Raw genomic sequence first — 18,058 nt, forward strand, 5'->3', positions numbered from 1 at the left:
GAGAACGAAGGGGCAGGCATGAGCAGACGCGCTTCCACCACGGCCCTGCCGGAGGATGCCCGCCGCAAGGTTGGCTTTTCCCAGCTGAAGACGCTGAAGGAACTGGCGCCCTATCTGTGGCCGCCGGGGCGGTGGGATGTGCGCATGCGCGTCATTCTGGCGCTGGCCTCGCTGATGCTGGCCAAGGTGATCACCGTGCTTGTGCCCTTCGCCTACAAATACGCCGTGGATGCCTTGACCCACGGCGGCAAGGAGCGCGCCAGCCTGTGGGCGGTGCCGGTGTTTCTGGTCATCGCCTATGGCGTGGGGCGCATTCTCATGGTGGGCTTCACGCAGCTGCGCGACTGGCTGTTTGCCGAAGTCTCGCAAGGGGCGGTGCGGCGCATCGCCGATATCGCATTCAGGCATCTGCACAGGTTAAGCCTGCGGTTTCACCTTGAACGGCATACCGGCGCGCTCTCCCGGGTGATCGAACGCGGCACGCGCGGTATCGAGGTCATCCTGCGGTTTGCCCTGTTCAGTTCCTTTCCGACGGCGCTGGAAATCCTGCTGGTGCTGGCGGTGATGCTGCAGCGTTTTGACTGGCGCTATGCGCTTGTGGTGCTGATCACGATTACGGCCTATGTGGCCTTCACCTATTCGGTGACGGAATGGCGCACACGCATCCGCCGAGAAATGAACGCCGCCGATCAGGAAGCCTCCGGCAAGGCGGTGGATTCCCTGCTCAATTACGAAACGGTCAAATATTTCAACAACGAGGAGCACGAGGCCAGGCGCCATGATGCGGCCATGGCCCGCTATGAGAAGATGGCGGTGACCACTTCCAAATCCCTGGCCTTTCTCAACTTCGGTCAGGCCTTCATCTTTTCGCTGGGGCTGACCGCTCTGATGATCCTAGCGGCGAAGGATGTGGAGGCAGGGCGGGCGAGCGTGGGCGATTTCGTCATGGTCAACGCCCTGCTGATTCAGCTCTCGATCCCGCTGAACTTCCTGGGGTCTGTCTATCGCGAGATCAAGCAGGGGCTCATCGACATCGAGGCCATGTTCGAGCTTCTGCACCAGCCGCCGGAGATCGTTGATCGCCCGGGGGCGCCGGACCTTGAAGTGACCGCGGGAGAAGTGCGTTTCGAGGATGTGCACTTTTCCTATGATCCGGAGCGGGAGATTCTCAAGGGCGTCAGTTTCGTGGTGCCGCCGGGCAAGAAGGTGGCCCTGGTCGGCCCTTCCGGCGCAGGCAAGAGCACCATTTCGCGCCTTCTGTTCCGTTTCTACGATCCGACGAAAGGGCGCATCCTGATCGATGGGCAGGACATCCGCGAGGTGACCCAGGCCTCGGTGCGGCGGGCAATCGGGATTGTGCCGCAGGATACGGTGCTGTTCAACGACACCATCGGCTACAACATCCGCTATGGCCGCATCGATGCCAGCGACGAGGACATGATCGAGGCGGCCAAGGCCGCACAGATCCATGACTTCGTCATGAGTCTGCCGAAGAAATACGACACGCTGGTGGGTGAACGGGGGCTGAAACTCTCCGGTGGCGAAAAGCAGCGGGTGGCGATTGCACGCACGATCCTGAAGGATCCGCCCATCCTCGTGCTCGATGAGGCAACCTCGGCGCTCGACACCATGACGGAGCGCGAGATCCAAAGAGAGTTGAATCTTGTCTCGGAAAATCGCAGTACTCTGGTCATCGCGCACAGGTTGTCCACTATCGCCGATGCTGATGAAATTCTGGTGCTGGTGGACGGGCGTATCGTTGAGCGCGGCACGCATGCCGCCCTTCTTGAAAAGGGCGGTGTTTATGCCCGCATGTGGCGGCGCCAGCAGGAAGCCGATGCCGCTCGTGAAAAGCTGCGCGAGGTGGCCGAGGAAAACGGTCTGATCACCAACATGGATGGTGGTGGGCAGAGCCGGAAAATTTGAAAGGCGAATCGATGCAGGGCCGGAAAGGGTGGCCCGCGGCGCGATGCCTGGCTTCCTTGGCTATGGGGGAAAGAGGCAAGAGAGGCCTTGATCGATCATGACTATCATTCTCTGGTCCCACGCCGCGCGCGCTGGCAAAAAGGTGCGCTCCTTCCTTGAAGGAATGGGGAGCGATGATGTTGTGGATGTGAGCTTTCATGCTCTCGATGACATCAACGCGGCATTCTTCGAAAAACCGGCCAAAGCGGCTGTTCTGGCCCTGGATGCCCGGCTGGGGGTGGAAGCACGCGCACGGTGGAGCGCTTTTCTCGCTGGTCTGTGCGGGCTGCGGCATTTGTTTTGCCTGATTGATGGAATCCGGGATCCTGAAAGCGGTACATCCATCTGTCGAGACATCCAACAGGAGATTCAAAGCGATCTGGAAGGACTGAAAGAACTCGCACCGGAGCTTTTCGTCTTTCCCATGCAAGCCCTTGGTGAGGGGGATGGAGATGCTCCTGAAGGGACATTCTCGGAAAAACGGGCGCTGACAGCCTTGTTTGAAGGAATCGTGAATGCCCCGGATCAGGCGGATCCCTTGGAGGAATCGGATCAGTTTGCGGTTCATGTGTACTGGCTGGGAGACGAGAACATGATCCCGGGGCGGCGTGTCCGCCTGGTGAATGCCAGCGGTATGGAGGCAAACGCGGAAGTTCTCGAGGTTGGCAAGGCGTGGTCTCCTCCCGGTTTGCAGCCACGGGCGGCAAAGGGAATCGGACGTGGCGAGGTCGGCTATTGCAAGCTCGCCACGGATCGGACCATCACCTTTCTGCCTGCGCGCAGACATTCGGCGTTCGCGCACATCACCCTTCTTGAAGGGGATGGGAGCGGCCATGTGGGGCATGGCTATATCAAGCATGCCCTGCGCCGTGCCAGCAATATCCGCTGGCAGGCGCTCAAGATTTCTGCCAGCGACAGAGCACGGCAAAAGGGGCAGAAACCCTGTGTTCTCTGGTTCACGGGGCTGTCGGGCGCGGGCAAATCCACCATCGCGGCGACGGTGGACAGGATGCTGCATGATTTGGGGCATCATGCCTTCGTTCTGGATGGTGACAATGTTCGCCACGGGTTGTGCAAGGATCTGGGCTTTACCAAGGAGGATCGTGTCGAGAACATTCGCCGGGTGGCGGAAGTGGCGCGATTGATGGTGGATGCGGGCCTGATCGTGATCGTCTCGCTGATTTCGCCTTTCGAGGAAGACAGACGCAACGCCCGCCGCCGGTTCGGACCAGGGGAGTTCTACGAAATCTTCATCGACACGCCGCTTGAAGTCTGTGAGGCGCGGGATCCCAAAGGGCTTTATCGCAAGGCACGGGAAGGACTCATTCGCAATTTCACCGGCATCGATTCTCCCTTCGAAAAGCCGGCTTCCCCTGATCTTTCGATTGATGGCGGCAGCATGACGCCGGAAGAGGCGGCGGAAACCATCCTGAATCTTCTGCGTGCACGGGGTCATCTTTCCGCGGCATCCTCATGATGCAGGTGTGAAGGGGGCGGGGGCGATTTCCTCCTTGAATGGCGAAAGGGAATGGTTTTTAGTAGCCCATACCGTCCGGTTCCCCTTTCGGCATTCGCTGAAAGACCGGGTGGTGCCGACGGAGCCTGCCAAGCGTGCACAACGCTTAATTTCCGTCGGAGGTTCCATCCTCGCCATCACCGGGCGCTTCGCCTGCCCGGGTGCCACAACAACATCAGGGAGAGAGGGATATGGATCGTCGCAAGTTCATCAAGGCAGCCGGTCTTGGCGCCACGGCGGCGGCTGCGGCTGGCACGCTCGCCGCGCCGGCCATTGCTTCCGGCAAGAAGCAGCTGAAAATGGTCACGTCCTGGCCGAAGAACTTCCCCGGTCTTGGTACGGCGGCCGCCCGTTTCGCCAGGCGCATCGAAGCCGCATCCGACGGCCGTTTCAAGGTGCGCGTCTATGCCGGCGGTGAGCTGGTGCATCCGCTCAAGTGCCTGGATGCGGTGCAGGAAGGCACGGCCGAGCTCTATCATTCCGCCGAGTATTACTATCGCGGCAAGGACAACGCCTTTGCCTTCTTCACCTCCGTGCCCTTTGGCTTCACGGCCACGGAGATGAACGCCTGGCTGTATTTCGGCGGTGCGCAGAGGCTCTGGGATGAACTGTCGGCCGGTTTCGGCGTGAAGGCCCTGCCGTGCGGCAACACCGGTGTGCAGATGGGTGGCTGGTTCCGCAAGGAAGTGAAGACCATCGAGGACCTCAAAGGTCTGAAGATGCGCATGCCGGGCCTTGGCGGCGAGGTGCTCAACAAGATTGGCGCCACGGCGCTGACACTGGCCGGTGCCGAGATCATGCCGGCGCTGCAGTCCGGCACCATTGACGCCACCGAGTGGGTGGGCCCGTGGAACGATCTGGCCTTCGGCTTCTACAAGGTGACCAAGCATTATTACTATCCGGGCTTCCATGAGCCGGGTTCCACCCTGTCGCTTGGTATTTCCAAGAAGTTCTGGGACAGCCTGTCCGATTCCGACAAGCAGCTGTTCATCAACTGTGCCCAGGCCGAGAACTCCTACAACCTTGCGGAGTACAACGCGAACAACGGTGCGGCCCTGCGCACGCTGATCGAGAAGCATGGCGTGAAGCTGCACGTGTTCTCCGACGAGATCTTCAAGGCTTTCGGCAAGGCTTCCAAGGAAGTGCTGGAGGAGGCGGCCGCATCCTCGCCGATGGCCAAGAAGGTCTTCGAGAGCTTCATGAAGTTCCGCAAGGAGGTCACGGGCTGGAATGAGATTTCCGACGTGGCCTATGCGCAGAAGCGCAAGCTCGCGGGCTGGTGATCCACGGGAAGGGAGCCGGAAACCTTTTTGTCCGGCTCCCTTCTTCATTCGTTTGGCTGATTGCTTCCCGTCATTGTGCGTGCTTCCTGCATGCGGCATGCTTGCCCGAACAAGAAGGCGATGAAACCGGCAGGAGCGAAACCGCGGCGGCGCCGGCAGGTCATTCACGGCTGGTCTGGCGTAGAAGAAGCGGATTGAGGCCTGCTTCTGGTCGTGTGTTCCTGCAAGGTCAGGCGCAGAGGATCCCCCGGGGTTGAAGAACGATGCAGACACTGGTGAACTTCATCGACCGGCTGAATGAGAAGATCGGTCATGGTCTGGCCTGGGTGGCGCTCGTCATGGTGCTGGTGCAGTTCATCGTGGTGGTGATGCGCTACGTCTTCGCCATCGGCAATATCGCCATGCAGGAATCCATCTGGTACATGCATGGCATCCTCTTCATGATCGGCGCCGGCTATACGCTTTTGCACAACGGGCACGTGCGCGTGGACATCATCTATGGCGAGGCCAGCCCGCGCTACAAGGCCTGGGTGGACCTTCTCGGCACCATCCTTCTTCTCATGCCGGTGACCATCGCCACCCTGTGGCTTTCCTGGGATTACGTGATCAATTCCTGGAAGGTGTGGGAAGGCTCCACGGAAGTCTCCGGCCTGCCGCTGATCTGGGCCTACAAGACGGTTATCTGGATCTTTGCCATCCTTCTGTTCCTGCAGGCGCTTTCTCTTCTCTACAAGACATGGCGCAACCTGAAGAATCCGCCGCCGGAGGTCGTCGAAAAGGAACGCGAGGTCATCGCCGGCCACGACGGCGCCGCGGAGCAGAAATCCTGAACGTCCGTTGAGCGGGAGTGGGGACCATGGACATCTCCAACGGCCTGATGGTCGTTCTCATGTTCATCACGGCGGTGGGGCTGTTGCTGCTGGGGTATCCGGTGGCGTTCACCCTGGCGGGAACGGCCCTGGGCTTTGCCTTCCTCGGCGATCTTCTTGGCATCTTCGATCTTTCCATCCTCACCGCCTTTCCGCAGCGCATCTTCACCATCATGAGTTCGGAGGTGCTGGTGGCGGTGCCGCTGTTCGTGTTCATGGGCGTGATGCTGGAGCGCTCCAAGGTGGCCGAGGAGCTTCTGGACAACATGGGCCGCGCCTTTGGTTCCTTCTCCGGCGGTCTTGCCTATTCGGTTACGGTTGTGGGTGCCCTGCTCGCTGCGTCCACCGGTATTGTCGGCGCCACGGTGGTGACCATGGGGCTGCTTTCCCTGCCGACGATGATCCGGCGCAATTACAACATCCCCTTCGCCTGCGGCACCATCTGCGCTTCCGGCACGCTGGGCCAGATCATTCCGCCCTCCATCGTGCTGGTGCTGCTGGGAGATCAGCTCTCCATCGCCTTTCAGAACGCCCAGTTCAAGATGGGCAATTTTGCGCCTGACACCGTTTCGGTGAACGACCTGTTCGCCGGTGCCTTGCTGCCCGGTCTGATGCTGGTGGGCATGTATCTGGTCTATCAGTTCTTCTTCTCGCTCACCAAGCCGGATGAGGCGCCGCCGGTGCCGCGGGACGAGCTGGGCATACAGAACCGGCGCGAGTTTCTCCTGATGCTCCTGCGCACGCTGTTTGCGCCGCTCATTCTCATCGTCGCCGTGCTTGGTTCCATTCTGGCGGGGCTGGCTTCGCCAACGGAAGCGGCCGCCGTGGGCGCGGTGGGCGCCATCATGCTGGCCGGTTACAAGATCGCACCGGACAAGGCGCGCTGGATCCTGGCGGCGGGCGCGGCCTTTTTCGCCCTGTTCATCATCACGCTGTTTTTCGATCTGCGCATGCAGCGTGATGTGATTCCGCTTTCGGACAAGATTGCCATTGCCGTGGCCCTTGCTCTCTCCGTCATTGTGGTCATCGGTATCGCCATCGCCATCTGGCGCACGATCCAGGCCAAGGATGAGGACGGCACATCCGTTCTGGCCTCGGTGGGGCGCTCCACGGTGCAGATCTCGTCCATGGTTTTCGTCATCCTTGTCGGCGCCGGCATGTTCTCGCTGGTGTTCCGTGGCTTTGAAGGCGACATTTACATCGAGGAATTCCTGCAAAATCTGCCCGGTGGTACCATCGCGGCGCTGACGTTGGTGATGGGCGTGATGTTCATCATGGGCTTCTTCCTCGATTTTCTGGAGATCATCTTCATCGTCGTGCCCATTGTCGCGCCCATTCTGCTGATGATGGAGGTGGCGCCGGGCGAGACGATGAGCCCGGTGTGGCTGGGGGTTATGATGGGCATCAACCTGCAGACCTCGTTCCTGACGCCGCCCTTTGGCTTCGCCCTGTTCTATCTGCGCGGTGTGGCGCCGCCGCAGGTGACAACGGCCCATATCTACAAAGGCGTCATACCCTTCGTGATCATTCAGGTTCTGGCCCTGATCATTCTCTGGTTCTGGCCGGATGTTGCCACATGGCTGCCGTCCGTGCTGTATGAGAAATAAAGCAAGGCGTGGCGTAACGCTTGCGCCTCTCAGGGCTTTAAACAAACAAGAAAACCGCCTCCCGGGTCAGAGGAGGCGGTTTTTCAATGCCTGGTCTTGTGGAAACGTTCATGCATTTCCTTGTGAGTCCAAACGAAAATTCACCTTTCGCCGGATTTTCATACCGCCCACCGCCCCGCGCCCCCATTTAGGCCACCCGATATTTTGCCTAACCGAGGTGTTTGGGTGGGGACGCGGGTGGGCTTGATGAATTTTCGGTTGGGTTCTAAGCCGCGTCGGCCTGATGCGGGCGGTTCTCTTTGGTTGCCGCTTCATCGGCCGCTGTGGCCTGGGCCTTTTCATGGCGCTTCCAGGAGCGCACGGCATAGGGAAGGGATATGACATAGGCCGCGGTGGCAATCAGCATGGTGTGCCATGGATAGGCGATCAGCATGGCCAGCGCAAAGACAAGCCCGGCCAGCAGAGGGATCACCCACTCGCGCGGAATGCGGCTGCCCATGGTCTTGCCGGAAAAGGTGGGCAGGCGCGAGATCATGCCCAAGGCAACGAGCACAACCCAGGGCAACACGTAAGGCGCCAGCATGTGCCCATCGGCAAACAGGCCAAGAAAGCCCAGATACATGGGAGAAATGGCAAGCAATGCGCCGGCGGGCGCGGGAATGCCGACGAAAAAGCCCTTCTTCCAGGCCGGCATGTCCGGATCGTCCAGCATGACGTTGAAGCGGGCAAGACGCAGAGCGCAGGCAATGGCCAGCGCCAGCGCGGCAATCCAGCCAAGATTGCCAAGCGCGTTCAGCGACCAGAGATAAATGAGAATGGCAGGCGTGACACCGAAATTGACGAAATCGGCCAGGGAATCGAGCTCCGCGCCAAAGCGTGACGTGCCCTTGAGCAGCCGGGCCAGCCGGCCATCCATGGCATCAAGCACGGTGGCGAGGATGACGGCGCCGACGGCCAGCTGAAAGCGGCCTTCCATGCCAAGCCGGATGGCGGTGACACCGGAGGAGACGGCCAGAAGGGTAACCAGATTGGGCAACAGGATACGCACCGGAATGCGCTTTAACCGCTCAAGGCGCCTTTCCTTCTGACGGTGGCGATCACTCCTGTGAAGTCTGAAGGGCGTGGACATCGGCGTGTTTCCATTTCGCTGTTTCAGAGAGAAACAGGTCTCTCTGCTGCCGGCTGCGAGGGCGATATCAATGCCAACATGCGGCAAGATTCATGCCGGACTTATGTCTGAAGCCAGAAGGATAGCATGAAACCGCAAAATCCGGGAAAAGATGCCACTGCGGTCAGGAGCGGCGCGGCTGAGGCGGCGGCAAGGTGCAGGACAGATCGGCAATGACGGTTTCGCCGGCAATCGCCCTCTGTCCCACAAGCACGCTGGGTTTCACTCTCGGCGGCAGCCAGACATCCACCCGCGAGCCAAAGCGAATGAGCCCGATGCGCTGCCCGGCAAGAACAACATCATCACGCTCTACAAAGCGCACGATGCGCCGGGCCACCAGGCCGGCGATCTGCACCATGCCGATTTTCTTTCCATCCTCCATTTCAATGACGAAGGCCTGACGTTCGTTATCGGTGCTGGCCTTGTCAAGCTCGGCGTTGAGGAACTTGCCGGGGATATAGGTGATGGCGGTGATGCGGCCGTCCACGGGCGCGCGATTCACATGAACATCGAAGACATTCATGAAGATGGAAACGCGCACGCGCTTTTCTTCATCCAGATCCAGCTCCGGTGGCGGGGTGAGCTCGCGGATGTCGGAAACGCGCCCATCGGCCGGCGCGATGACAAGTCCTTCACGAACAGGCGTGGTGCGCACGGGATCGCGGAAGAAATAGGCGCACCAGGCAGTGAGGATCACGCCAACCCAGAAGAAGACATCCGGCAGAAAAAAACCGGCGAGAATGGTTGCAACGGCGAAGATGGCAAGGAAGGGGTAGCCTTCCGGATGCACGGGCGCGAAAACGGACCGGATGGTCTTCCACATGGTGCTCTCTTTTGTATTGAAAGCTCTTTCGGCTTGATCTTTTAGCCACAAGAGCGAAAAAATGGCTCCCGGTCAACTGGCTTCTGGCCAAGAGTGTCGGGATGGAATAATCCTTATAAAAGGCATTGGATGAACGGTCGTGCAGCAATTTCCAAAATTTCCCGGCGGCTTTCTAGGGCGAGGCCAGAGTGAGCATGCTGTGCGTTTATGATATCTTGAGCAGGATTTGGTGTTGGATGGTGTCACGATGACCTTTTCTGCAGATAAACTTATACTGGCGGTGAAGTTGAAAAAATATACGCGATATCCTGCCAAGAAGCTCGATTATCTCACCCATTGTTCACAGAGAAACAAGTTCATCTATTTCTGCACGCCAAAAGTAGCGAGCTCAAAATTAAAGATCCTTCTTCAAATTGCCGAAAGCAGGTCGCTGGGGCTGCCTGATCCGCAGGGTTATCTTCAGAAGGAGGATTCTCCTCTCGTGGGCTTTATCAAGCTTGGTGTCGATCTGAAAACGCTTTTTGAATCAGATGAATTCTACAGGTTTACTTTCGTAAGGAATCCCTATACTCGAATTCTTTCAAGCTATCTTGAAAAGATTGTTCACGGCAAGAAAAGAAACAGATATCTCAAAAAGCTCGGTTTTAAAGAAAATGCAGATGTGTCTTTCCGAGAATTTCTCCAGGCCCTGACCTCGCCTCAAAAGCTGCATCTGAATCCGCATTGGGCGCCACAATTTCATTTTTTGCGACCTGACCGGATACGATATCATTTCATTGGCAGGTTGGAGCATATCAATGATCATTTGCCGGCAGTTGTGAAAAGAATTTATAATGATGTAAATTTAAATGATATCATATCAAAAGAAGAAAGAACGCATGCGACAGGGGCTCTGGAAAAAGTCAAGAAATATTATGGAACTGATGAAATTGAATTGGTAAGAAGATTATATATAAACGATTTTATTTATTTTTCATATCCACTTGATATAGAATTGTGTTCTATTTAGGGTATAATTTATATATATTTTTGCCAATTACATTGATGTCATATTTAGCATCAATTCTAGCTGCTCGTGCGATTTCATCCATTCGTTTTTCGATCTCAGAAAGAGAGGTATCGGGATAAATGTTTCTGCGGTGTATGTCTCGCGGGTGATTGTATCTGAGAGACTTTACGCCATGGCGCAGGAAGAGATGCATGCGCAGAAGAGGCGTAAGTGCCGAGGCGGGCGGCGGTGTCTGCCAGAGTCGTTCTGCCTCTTTTACGAAAGTGTAAGCGCACAGATCATCCTGCATATGTACATAGCGGGCAAGTAGGGCGTCCTGCTCCTGGGTATCGGGAATGTCGCCGTTCTGGATAGACAGGACAATATCAAGAAGCTCCTGGGCGGTAGTGACCCGGATCGAAACGCCGTTTGGCAGCGGGCTTTCGTGTCGGGGAGCGGAAAAGGGCACAAAGGCGATAGCGGGTTTATCGAGAAGGCGGGCCTCCACGCCTGTGGTGGAATTGCTGTGGAGCAGGGCGTTGGAGGCAAGGATCCAGGGAATGATGGCGCCGCTGCGTTCGATGAGGATATTTTCATGCCGCTGCGCCAGATCCGTCCATGCCTGCATGTTCTCCACGGGATGCGGACGCACAATGATGCGGAGGTCCACCTTGGGCGCAATGACATCGAGGGCGTCGATGAACGCCTGCTTCATGCGGCGCTGATAGGCGATGTAGCTTTGTGCGCCCTCGGCCCGGAAACGGTCGGCATCCCGGGTCTTGTCCTCGGTAATGACATGGGGATTGGCCCATGAGAAATTGGTGGCGACCAGCAGGAAATTCCCGAAACGGGATTTTATGCGTTCGGTCTCCTTGGCATAAAGCGGGCGGAGGCGGGGCTTGAGGAGATCCAGGCGCGGGTTGCCGCTGACCTTCACTTCATGTCCGGCGGCCATGGCCACCTCTCTCAAATCCTCCGCATGGGCCTGCCCCCAGGCGTGAACACTGTCCATGAGGCGCATGGTCTCTACCGAGATCCGCTGAGCGAGGTAAAGATCGCGATCGGCATAAACCAGTCCTTCCTCATCCCAGCCGATGGTGGCGTAGCCCATCTTCTTCAGCATTCTGGCGAGAAAGAGCCGCCCCTGAGCCATGGTGGAGAAGAGATAAACCCCCCGGGGCAGGCGCCAGATGGCTCGGTTGATGAGCGTCTTCGATCCGGTGATGACCGTCCATCCCCGTTCAAGCGCGACCAAAGCATGCAGCAGGCGCGCATCGAATTCCCGGCTCTTGATGTCGATGGGGAGGATGAGGACCTTTTCCGGCATCTGATACACTATACGCCTTCAACAAGATAAACATGTGGCAATACCTTATGCACCGCCGGCGCCGGGTCCGGCAAGTTCTGCAGCTTGTGCATGGTGGTGATTCTTTCCTGCAGGGCGGTGGTCGTCAGGTCCGGCACTTTCCTCGAGACATAGGCGGGATTGCTGGAAGAGCGGGGGGTTTGGGCGGCAAGACGCTTCTCGAATGCGCGCAGGAAGGCCCGCAAGCGTCCGCTCCAGGCGGGTTTCGCGGCCGGAATGCGCTTTTCGGAAAGCCGGAGGGCGATTTGTTCGGCGCTTGAGCTTCCGGGTGGCGGTGGTGTCAGCATGTGATCGAGGGCTGCAAGGCGCGCACTGTCCAGTCGTGGCGGATTGCGGATAAGGTCGATGACGGAATCGATGTCGGGTGCGGAGATGCTGACGCCTCCGGGCTGGGGGCTTTCCCATTCGGGGGCGCGCACGGCATCGAAGGAAATGGGAGCACGCCCCATGATCGCATATTCCACCGCCGTGGTGCAATTGTTGTGGATGAGGCAGGAGGAAGCCGACAGCCAGGCAAGAAGATGGCTGTCGTAATGAACCAGAACGTTCGGGAGTTTCGCGAAGGCCTCCTGCCAGACCTTGGGGCTTTCCGAAGGATGCGGGCGGAGCACGATCGTTCTCTCCGGAAAGGCGTGCGCCAGGGCAGGAATGAGTTTGAGAAAGGTTTCAAAGACCTGCTGGCGAAACTCAAGATAGGCGAGGGGATGGCCGGATCGTTTGGCTATGGCTTGCAGGTGTTCGCGACGATCGAAGGTTTCCCTGGCCAGTGCATAGTTGAGCCAGCCGAAATTCGAGTTGACGAGGATGAAGTCGCCATAACGCTTCCGCAGCGCTTCGGCTTCCTGGTTCTGCAAGGCGAGCAATGGGGAGCGCAACAGGTCGGCGCGAGGGTTGCCTGTAAGGGCCAGGTCGTTTTTAACCCCGGCCTTGCGCAGGGCTTCGGCCTGTTGCTCGCCCCAGGCGTATATGCGGGAAACATGGGCAAGCACTTCATGGTCGATGCGGCGGGTTGCGTAAACGTCTTCATTCAGCCAGACCAAACCTTCTTCGTCCCATGCCTCAATCCTATGGCCAAGGCGCGAGAGGATGCCGGCGATGCGCCGGCGCGGGCGGTTGAAGGACTGCAAAAGGTAGATCCCCGTCGGCAGCCTGTGCAGGTTCATGTTCAGGATCGTGTGGCTGCCGAGGATCACGCGGAAGCCTCGCCTTGCCGCATGCAGGGCGAGAAGGAGCTTGGCGTCGAGCTCCCGTGCTGCCGTTTCCACCGGCAGATAGAGAACATGGCCCTTGGGCGCGATCAGCATGGAGAGGCTCCTGAAAGACGTTTTCGGTGACAGGCCGCATGCGGCCTTGTATTGCGGCTTTCCTGCCAATACAAGGCACAAGGTGCAGACGGCCTTTTGGGGGCAGTTCAGGTGTTGGCGGTCGGAACATGAAACGATTGGCGATCATTCCGGCGCGGGCCGGATCCAAGGGCGTGCCGGGGAAAAATCTCCGGGCCATCAATGGTGTCAGTCTGCTGGCGCGGGCGGTTTTGACGGCACGGGCCACGGGGCTGTTCGATCGCATTTTTGTTTCCACTGACAGTGCGGACTATGCCGCAGAGGCCGAACGCTTTGGCGCCGATGTGCCATGGCTGCGCCCGCCAGAACTGGCTTCCGACACGGCGCTGGTGGCGGATGCCATGCGCCATACTCTTGATGAATTCGCACATCGGGGTGAGCATTTCGATACCCTGGCGCTGCTTGAACCGACTTCCCCCTTGCGCACGCCTGAGATCGTGCGCGAAACCGTGCTGGCGGCGGAAGCGGAGGGGTGGGATGCGGCTTTCACCGTTTCGGAAGTGCCGAAACCCTATCACGCACTCAAGCAATTCCGTCTGGATGAATCGGGCGCGGCGCATTTCGTTATGCCCGAGGCCAGCCCCAATGTGAATCGCCAAAGCCTCTATCCCACCTTTATCCGCAATGGGCTGGCCTATGCCGTGCGCGTGCCGGCATTTCTCAGGACGCATTCCATCCATGGAAGGCGGGCGCGCGCGATCGTGGTTGACGAAGAGGTCGTCAGCATCGATACCGAAGAGGATTTCCGTCTGGCCGAACGCCTCATCGCCGAGCGTGGCGATCCTCTGGCGGGCTTCATCGAACGGGGCTGAGACCTTTCATGTGGCACTGGCTTGCACACCCATCACCAGAGGCGCGGTGCGCCATCATCGCCGAGATTGCGCAAGCGCATGACGGCTCGCTGGGCTTTGCCCATGCCATGATCGATGCAGCCGCCGAGGCTGGTGTGGACGCGGTGAAATTCCAAACACACATCGCCGATGCCGAAAGCACGCCGGGGGAGCCCTGGCGGGTGAAATTCTCGCCGCAGGACGAGACCCGCTACGATTACTGGAAACGCATGGAGTTCACGCCGGAACAATGGGCGGGCCTGAAGCGGCACGCGGAAGACAAGGGGCTGGCCTTTCTCTCCTCGCCCTTCAGCATGGAAGCGGTGGAGTTGTTGCGTGCCATTGGCGGGGTGGCGGCGTGGAAGGTGGCTTCGGGCGAGGTGACCAACGTGCCCATGCTCATCGAGATGTGCCGCGATGGCATTCCCATCCTGCTCTCCTCCGGCATGAGCGATCTTGAGGAAATCGGGCAGGCGGTCCGGCTCATCCGGGACCATGGCAATCCGCCCCTGTGTCTGATGCAGTGCACCTCCAGCTATCCCACACCACCTGAGAAGGTGGGCATCAATGTCATGTGCGATCTGGCGGAGCGCTTCAGCACGACGGTGGGGCTTTCCGATCATTCCGCCACGATTTTTCCCGGTTTGATTGCCGCATGGGAAGGGGCGAAGGTGATTGAGGTGCATCTGACGCTGTCGCGCCGCGCCTTTGGGCCGGATGTCGTGGCCTCGCTGACGGTGGAGGAGATGGCCGAGCTGGTGCGCGGTGTGCGCTTTGTGGAGGCGATGCGCGCAAACCCGCTTAACAAGGCGGCGCTGAAGGAGGACATGGCGCGAATGCGCGCAACCTTCATGAAAAGCCTCATGTTGAAGCGGGACATGAAGGCGGGCGAAGAGATCACGGAAGATGTGCTGATTGCGCGCAAGCCGGGCACGGGGCTGCCGGCCAGCGACTATTTCCGCGTATTGGGGCGGAAGCTGAAGCACGATGTGCCGGCGTTAACACCGCTGAAAGAGGATGACATTGCATGAGCGCGGGGCAGGAGATGGGGAAGGAGAAGCGCAAGGTCTGCGTGGTGGTTACCGCGCGGCCGTCCTATGCGCGGGTGCGCACGGCTCTTGAAGCCCTGAAGGCGCGGGGAGACGTTGAGCTGCAGATCATCGCCGTGGCCTCCACCCTGCTGCATCGCTATGGCGAGGTGGTGCGTGTGATGGAGGCGGATGGCTTTACCATCAACTGGCGCATTCATTCGATTCTGGAAGGTGAAAACCTAGTGACACAGGCGAAATCCACCGCCATTGGCCTCACTGAAACGGCTACGGCGCTGGATAACCTGAAACCCGATGTTGTGGTGACCATCGCCGATCGCTTCGAGACCATCGCCACGGCCATCGCCGCCAGCTACATGAACATCCCCCTGGCACACATTCAGGGCGGTGAGGTGACCGGCAACATCGACGATAGGGTGCGCCATGCCGTAACGAAACTTTCCGATCTGCATCTGGTGGCCTCCAAAGGCGCGGCGGATTTCGTGATCAGCATGGGGGAGCACCCGGATACGGTATACCTGACGGGCTGTCCCTCCATAGATCTTGCGGCGCGGGCGACTCAAGATCCACGCCTGCCGAAGGATTTTTTCGACCGGTATGGCGGCGCGGGGCCGACCTTTGACATTCATGGGCCCTATATTGTGGTGATGCAGCATCCGGTAACCACGGAATATGACCAGGCCTATTCCCAGGCGGAGGAGACGCTGAAGGCAGTCTCGGCGCTGGATGTTCCGGCGCTGTGGTTCTGGCCGAATGTGGATGCGGGCTCGGATGCCACATCCAAGGCCTTGCGTGTCTGGCGCGAGCGAGGGCTTTTGCCGAAGGTGCACTTTTTCCGCAATCTGCCGCCGGAAGTGTTTTACAGGGTTCTGGTCAACTCGAGGGGGATTGTCGGCAATTCCTCGGTAGCGATCCGAGAGTGCGCCTTTCTTGGTGTGCCGGCCGTGAACATCGGGCACCGGCAGGTCTCACGCGAGCGCGGGCCGAATGTCATTGACGTGCCGCATGATGCGGCAGCCATTCGCGCGGCGATCGAAAAGCAGATGGCGCATGGGCCCTATCCGGCCTCGATGATCTATGGCGACGGCCATGCGGGAGAACGCATCGCCGAGGTGCTGGCCACAGCGCCTCTGGAGCTGAAGGACGCCCGCGTCTTGAAAGGCTGAATGAAGCCGGGGAAGGTTGGCCGCGCATGTCATGTGTTGCTGGTGCGTCTTCAGGCGCGACCGAGGACAAGCGCGAAACCACGGGGCATTAGACCTTCATCCTGCCTTGTTCGCCTGAGAGGGCGTTATTTTTATATTGTAAGTCAATCAGTTACGTCGCCAATTCACTTGCCTTGCCATTACATGACGTGCACAATGTCATACCGTAGATTGGGCGGTATTTCAGGCAACAAGCGCATGAGTTTACGGCTCAAGGCCCTGACTGATCCGCGAGGTGACGAGGAAATCAGCGGTTTTGTATCGTGTGTCACATCGCTCATTCTATCAGCGGCATTCATTTGTGCATTTCCGCCACCAAGGATCAGAAGGGCACATCGTCGTCGAGATCCCGGGCGAAAGACGGGCTTTCCGCTGCTTGCGGCTGGGCGCGATCATCCACGCCGGGTGCCATCGGTTCGCTGAAGCCCTGTGCGGCTGCCGGGGCGGCCATGCCCGCAGCCATGCCGGGGGCGGAGGCGGCGGCGCGGGAATCCAGCATGGTCAGCGCGCAGTTGAACCCTTGCAGAACCACTTCGGTGGTATAGCGTTCTATGCCGTTCTGATCGGTCCACTTGCGGGTCTGCAGCTGGCCCTCGATGTAGACCTTGGAGCCCTTGCGCAGATACTGCTCGGCAACACGGGCAAGGCCTTCATTGAAAATGACCACGCGGTGCCATTCCGTGCGCTCGCGTTTCTCGCCGGTTGTCCTGTCGCGCCAGCTTTCCGTGGTGGCAATGCGCAGGTTGACCACCGGCCGCCCATCCTGCGTGTGGCGCACTTCGGGATCAGCGCCCAGATTGCCAATGAGAATGACCTTGTTCACTGAGCCTGCCATGGCTTTTGTCCTTTTGCATCCATATTGTGGCCGCCTGCCATTGACATGCGCCACTGCTTGCCCTTCCCGCGATGAGCGCCCGCGCGCTGGTTTTGTTCCGCATCGATCCGCCGCCCGCGCGGGTGGCTGCAAAAAAAGCGGGCCGTTCAGGAAAAAGGCACGGATGGCGCGCAGGCGTCAATCATTGTTGCGATCTCCCTGTGCAAAACCCCGCCCTCACGCAGAGCGTGCGCACCTTCAAACCGCTGATCAAGAAAGGGGGGCCTTCTGAGAAGACGGCCGTGAGGCCATAACATGTCACGCCTTCACCCATCAATTGCTGCCAACACCGATCCTTTATGGCCGTTCCCGTAATCGCCCCCTTTCAGGGCTAGCGTTTGGCACACGCGATGCTTCTTTCACCCTTCCTTACCTTGTCGGCCAACGATCCAATGCTATGGTTTCGCTCCTCTCAAAGAGAGGTTTCGCCATAAGGGGCCACCATTTTGCCCTTCAGTACCGGCGCAGAAGGCCAACGAGGCGCCCCTGGATCTTGACGCGATCCGGCCCAAAGATGCGGGTTTCATAAGCGGGGTTGGCCGCCTCCAGAGCAATGGAGCCCCCCTTGCGCCGCAGGCGCTTGAGCGTGGCTTCCTCATTGTCGATGAGAGCAACAACGATATCGCCGTTGTGGGCGACATCGGTGCGGCGGATGATGACGGTGTCGCCATCGAGAATGCCGGCCTCGATCATGGAATCGCCGCGCACCTCCAGGGCAAAATGTTCTCCCGGCCCCAGCATCTCGGGCGGAACGGTCACGTCATGCGTGTGATCCTGAATGGCCGAAATGGGAACACCGGCGGCAATCCGCCCCATGACGGGAATGACCTGGGCCTTCATCTCGGCAAGAGCGCTGCTCTTTTTCTCCTGCGCGCCGCCATCGCCCTCGATAACGGTGGGGGTGAAGCCCATTGGCCGGGGGCTGGCGATGCGTGGCGTCATGGCCTCCGGCAGGCGGATGATCTCAAGCGCTCTCGCCCGGTGCGGCAGGCGGCGGATAAACCCGCGCTCCTCAAGCGCGGTGATCAGCCGGTGAATGCCGGACTTGGAGCGCAGCCCCAGCGCTTCCTTCATTTCATCATATGATGGTGGAATGCCCGTCTCCTTCATCCGCTGATGGATGAACAGCAAAAGTTCATATTGCTTGGCCGTAAGCATGAGCCCCTCCTCGA

At 59.1% G+C, this 18,058-nt stretch carries 16 protein-coding genes; 9 read left to right on the forward strand and 7 right to left on the reverse strand.

From position 1 onward, the window contains the following. Positions 1 to 18 precede the first annotated feature (18 nt). Complete coding sequence (locus EK16_RS07570) at positions 19 to 1,926, forward strand: ABCB family ABC transporter ATP-binding protein/permease (protein WP_038035651.1); 1,908 nt, start codon at positions 19 to 21, stop codon at positions 1,924 to 1,926. Here EK16_RS07570 and EK16_RS12425 read toward each other — a convergent pair. Next, on the reverse strand, positions 1,886 to 2,533 hold the full coding sequence (locus EK16_RS12425) for a hypothetical protein (protein WP_197059647.1): 648 nt from the start codon (positions 2,531 to 2,533) through the stop codon (positions 1,886 to 1,888). The genes EK16_RS07570 and EK16_RS12425 overlap by 41 nt on opposite strands. Between EK16_RS12425 and cysC the strand changes: the two genes are divergently transcribed. The 4 genes from cysC (at position 2,504) to EK16_RS07590 (ending at position 7,240) form a co-directional block, all read left to right on the forward strand. Further along, positions 2,504 to 3,442, forward strand: a complete 939-nt coding sequence (gene cysC / locus EK16_RS11535; protein WP_197059648.1) for an adenylyl-sulfate kinase — start codon at positions 2,504 to 2,506, stop codon at positions 3,440 to 3,442. The two genes, EK16_RS12425 and cysC, sit on opposite strands and share 30 nt — an antisense overlap. 230 nt (positions 3,443 to 3,672) lie before the next feature. Further along, the gene (locus EK16_RS07580) at positions 3,673 to 4,764 is read left to right on the forward strand and encodes a TRAP transporter substrate-binding protein (RefSeq protein WP_038035654.1); all 1,092 of its coding nucleotides are present in this window, start codon (positions 3,673 to 3,675) and stop codon (positions 4,762 to 4,764) included. Positions 4,765 to 5,027: 263 nt separating this feature from the next. Beyond that, entirely contained in the window at positions 5,028 to 5,594 is a 567-nt protein-coding gene (locus EK16_RS07585; protein WP_156098520.1) for a TRAP transporter small permease subunit, read from the forward strand. A 26-nt stretch (positions 5,595 to 5,620) separates the two neighbouring features. Next, positions 5,621 to 7,240: a TRAP transporter large permease gene (locus EK16_RS07590; protein WP_038035656.1), complete on the forward strand. Its 1,620-nt coding sequence runs from the start codon at positions 5,621 to 5,623 to the stop codon at positions 7,238 to 7,240. 265 nt (positions 7,241 to 7,505) lie between these two features. Here the strand turns inward: EK16_RS07590 and EK16_RS07595 are convergent, their stop codons facing one another. Together EK16_RS07595 and EK16_RS07600 are read right to left on the reverse strand one after the other, a co-directional pair. After that, positions 7,506 to 8,369, reverse strand: a complete 864-nt coding sequence (locus tag EK16_RS07595; RefSeq protein ID WP_051929068.1) for a CDP-alcohol phosphatidyltransferase family protein — start codon at positions 8,367 to 8,369, stop codon at positions 7,506 to 7,508. Positions 8,370 to 8,532: 163 nt separating this feature from the next. Then, positions 8,533 to 9,282 carry a phosphatidylserine decarboxylase gene (locus EK16_RS07600; protein ID WP_255353324.1) on the reverse strand — a complete coding sequence of 250 codons (750 nt, stop codon included), beginning with the start codon at positions 9,280 to 9,282 and terminating at the stop codon, positions 8,533 to 8,535. Between the two features lie 181 nt (positions 9,283 to 9,463). Here EK16_RS07600 and EK16_RS11925 point away from each other — a divergent pair, with 181 nt between their 5' ends. After that, on the forward strand, positions 9,464 to 10,240 hold the full coding sequence (locus tag EK16_RS11925; protein ID WP_231573634.1) for a sulfotransferase family protein: 777 nt from the start codon (positions 9,464 to 9,466) through the stop codon (positions 10,238 to 10,240). Here EK16_RS11925 and EK16_RS07610 read toward each other — a convergent pair. Further along, entirely contained in the window at positions 10,233 to 11,546 is a 1,314-nt protein-coding gene (locus EK16_RS07610; RefSeq protein WP_156098521.1) for a surface carbohydrate biosynthesis protein, read from the reverse strand. The two genes, EK16_RS11925 and EK16_RS07610, sit on opposite strands and share 8 nt — an antisense overlap. Positions 11,547 to 11,554: 8 nt before the next feature. Beyond that, the gene (locus tag EK16_RS07615; protein WP_038035664.1) at positions 11,555 to 12,889 is read right to left on the reverse strand and encodes a surface carbohydrate biosynthesis protein; all 1,335 of its coding nucleotides are present in this window, start codon (positions 12,887 to 12,889) and stop codon (positions 11,555 to 11,557) included. A gap of 128 nt (positions 12,890 to 13,017) precedes the next feature. Between EK16_RS07615 and EK16_RS07620 the strand changes: the two genes are divergently transcribed. From EK16_RS07620 to neuC, 3 genes are read left to right on the forward strand one after another with little or no spacing between them, the layout of a single operon-like run. After that, positions 13,018 to 13,740: an acylneuraminate cytidylyltransferase family protein gene (locus tag EK16_RS07620; protein WP_197059649.1), complete on the forward strand. Its 723-nt coding sequence runs from the start codon at positions 13,018 to 13,020 to the stop codon at positions 13,738 to 13,740. A gap of 8 nt (positions 13,741 to 13,748) precedes the next feature. Beyond that, positions 13,749 to 14,789, forward strand: coding sequence for an N-acetylneuraminate synthase family protein (locus tag EK16_RS07625; protein WP_051929070.1), 1,041 nt, complete (start codon positions 13,749 to 13,751; stop codon positions 14,787 to 14,789). Then, entirely contained in the window at positions 14,786 to 15,973 is a 1,188-nt protein-coding gene (neuC, locus tag EK16_RS07630) for a UDP-N-acetylglucosamine 2-epimerase (RefSeq protein WP_231573635.1), read from the forward strand. The genes EK16_RS07625 and neuC overlap by 4 nt, the downstream gene beginning before the upstream one ends. Positions 15,974 to 16,334: 361 nt before the next feature. Here neuC and EK16_RS07635 read toward each other — a convergent pair whose 3' ends face one another. Both EK16_RS07635 and lexA read right to left on the reverse strand, forming a co-directional pair. Continuing rightward, the gene (locus EK16_RS07635) at positions 16,335 to 16,847 is read right to left on the reverse strand and encodes a single-stranded DNA-binding protein (RefSeq protein ID WP_038035665.1); all 513 of its coding nucleotides are present in this window, start codon (positions 16,845 to 16,847) and stop codon (positions 16,335 to 16,337) included. A gap of 492 nt (positions 16,848 to 17,339) precedes the next feature. After that, positions 17,340 to 18,044: a transcriptional repressor LexA gene (lexA, locus tag EK16_RS07645; protein WP_038035671.1), complete on the reverse strand. Its 705-nt coding sequence runs from the start codon at positions 18,042 to 18,044 to the stop codon at positions 17,340 to 17,342. Between the last annotated feature and the right edge of the window lie 14 nt (positions 18,045 to 18,058).

The sequence above is a fragment of the Thermopetrobacter sp. TC1 genome (assembly GCF_000746275.1).
Lineage (GTDB): Bacteria > Pseudomonadota > Alphaproteobacteria > Rhizobiales > Aestuariivirgaceae > Thermopetrobacter.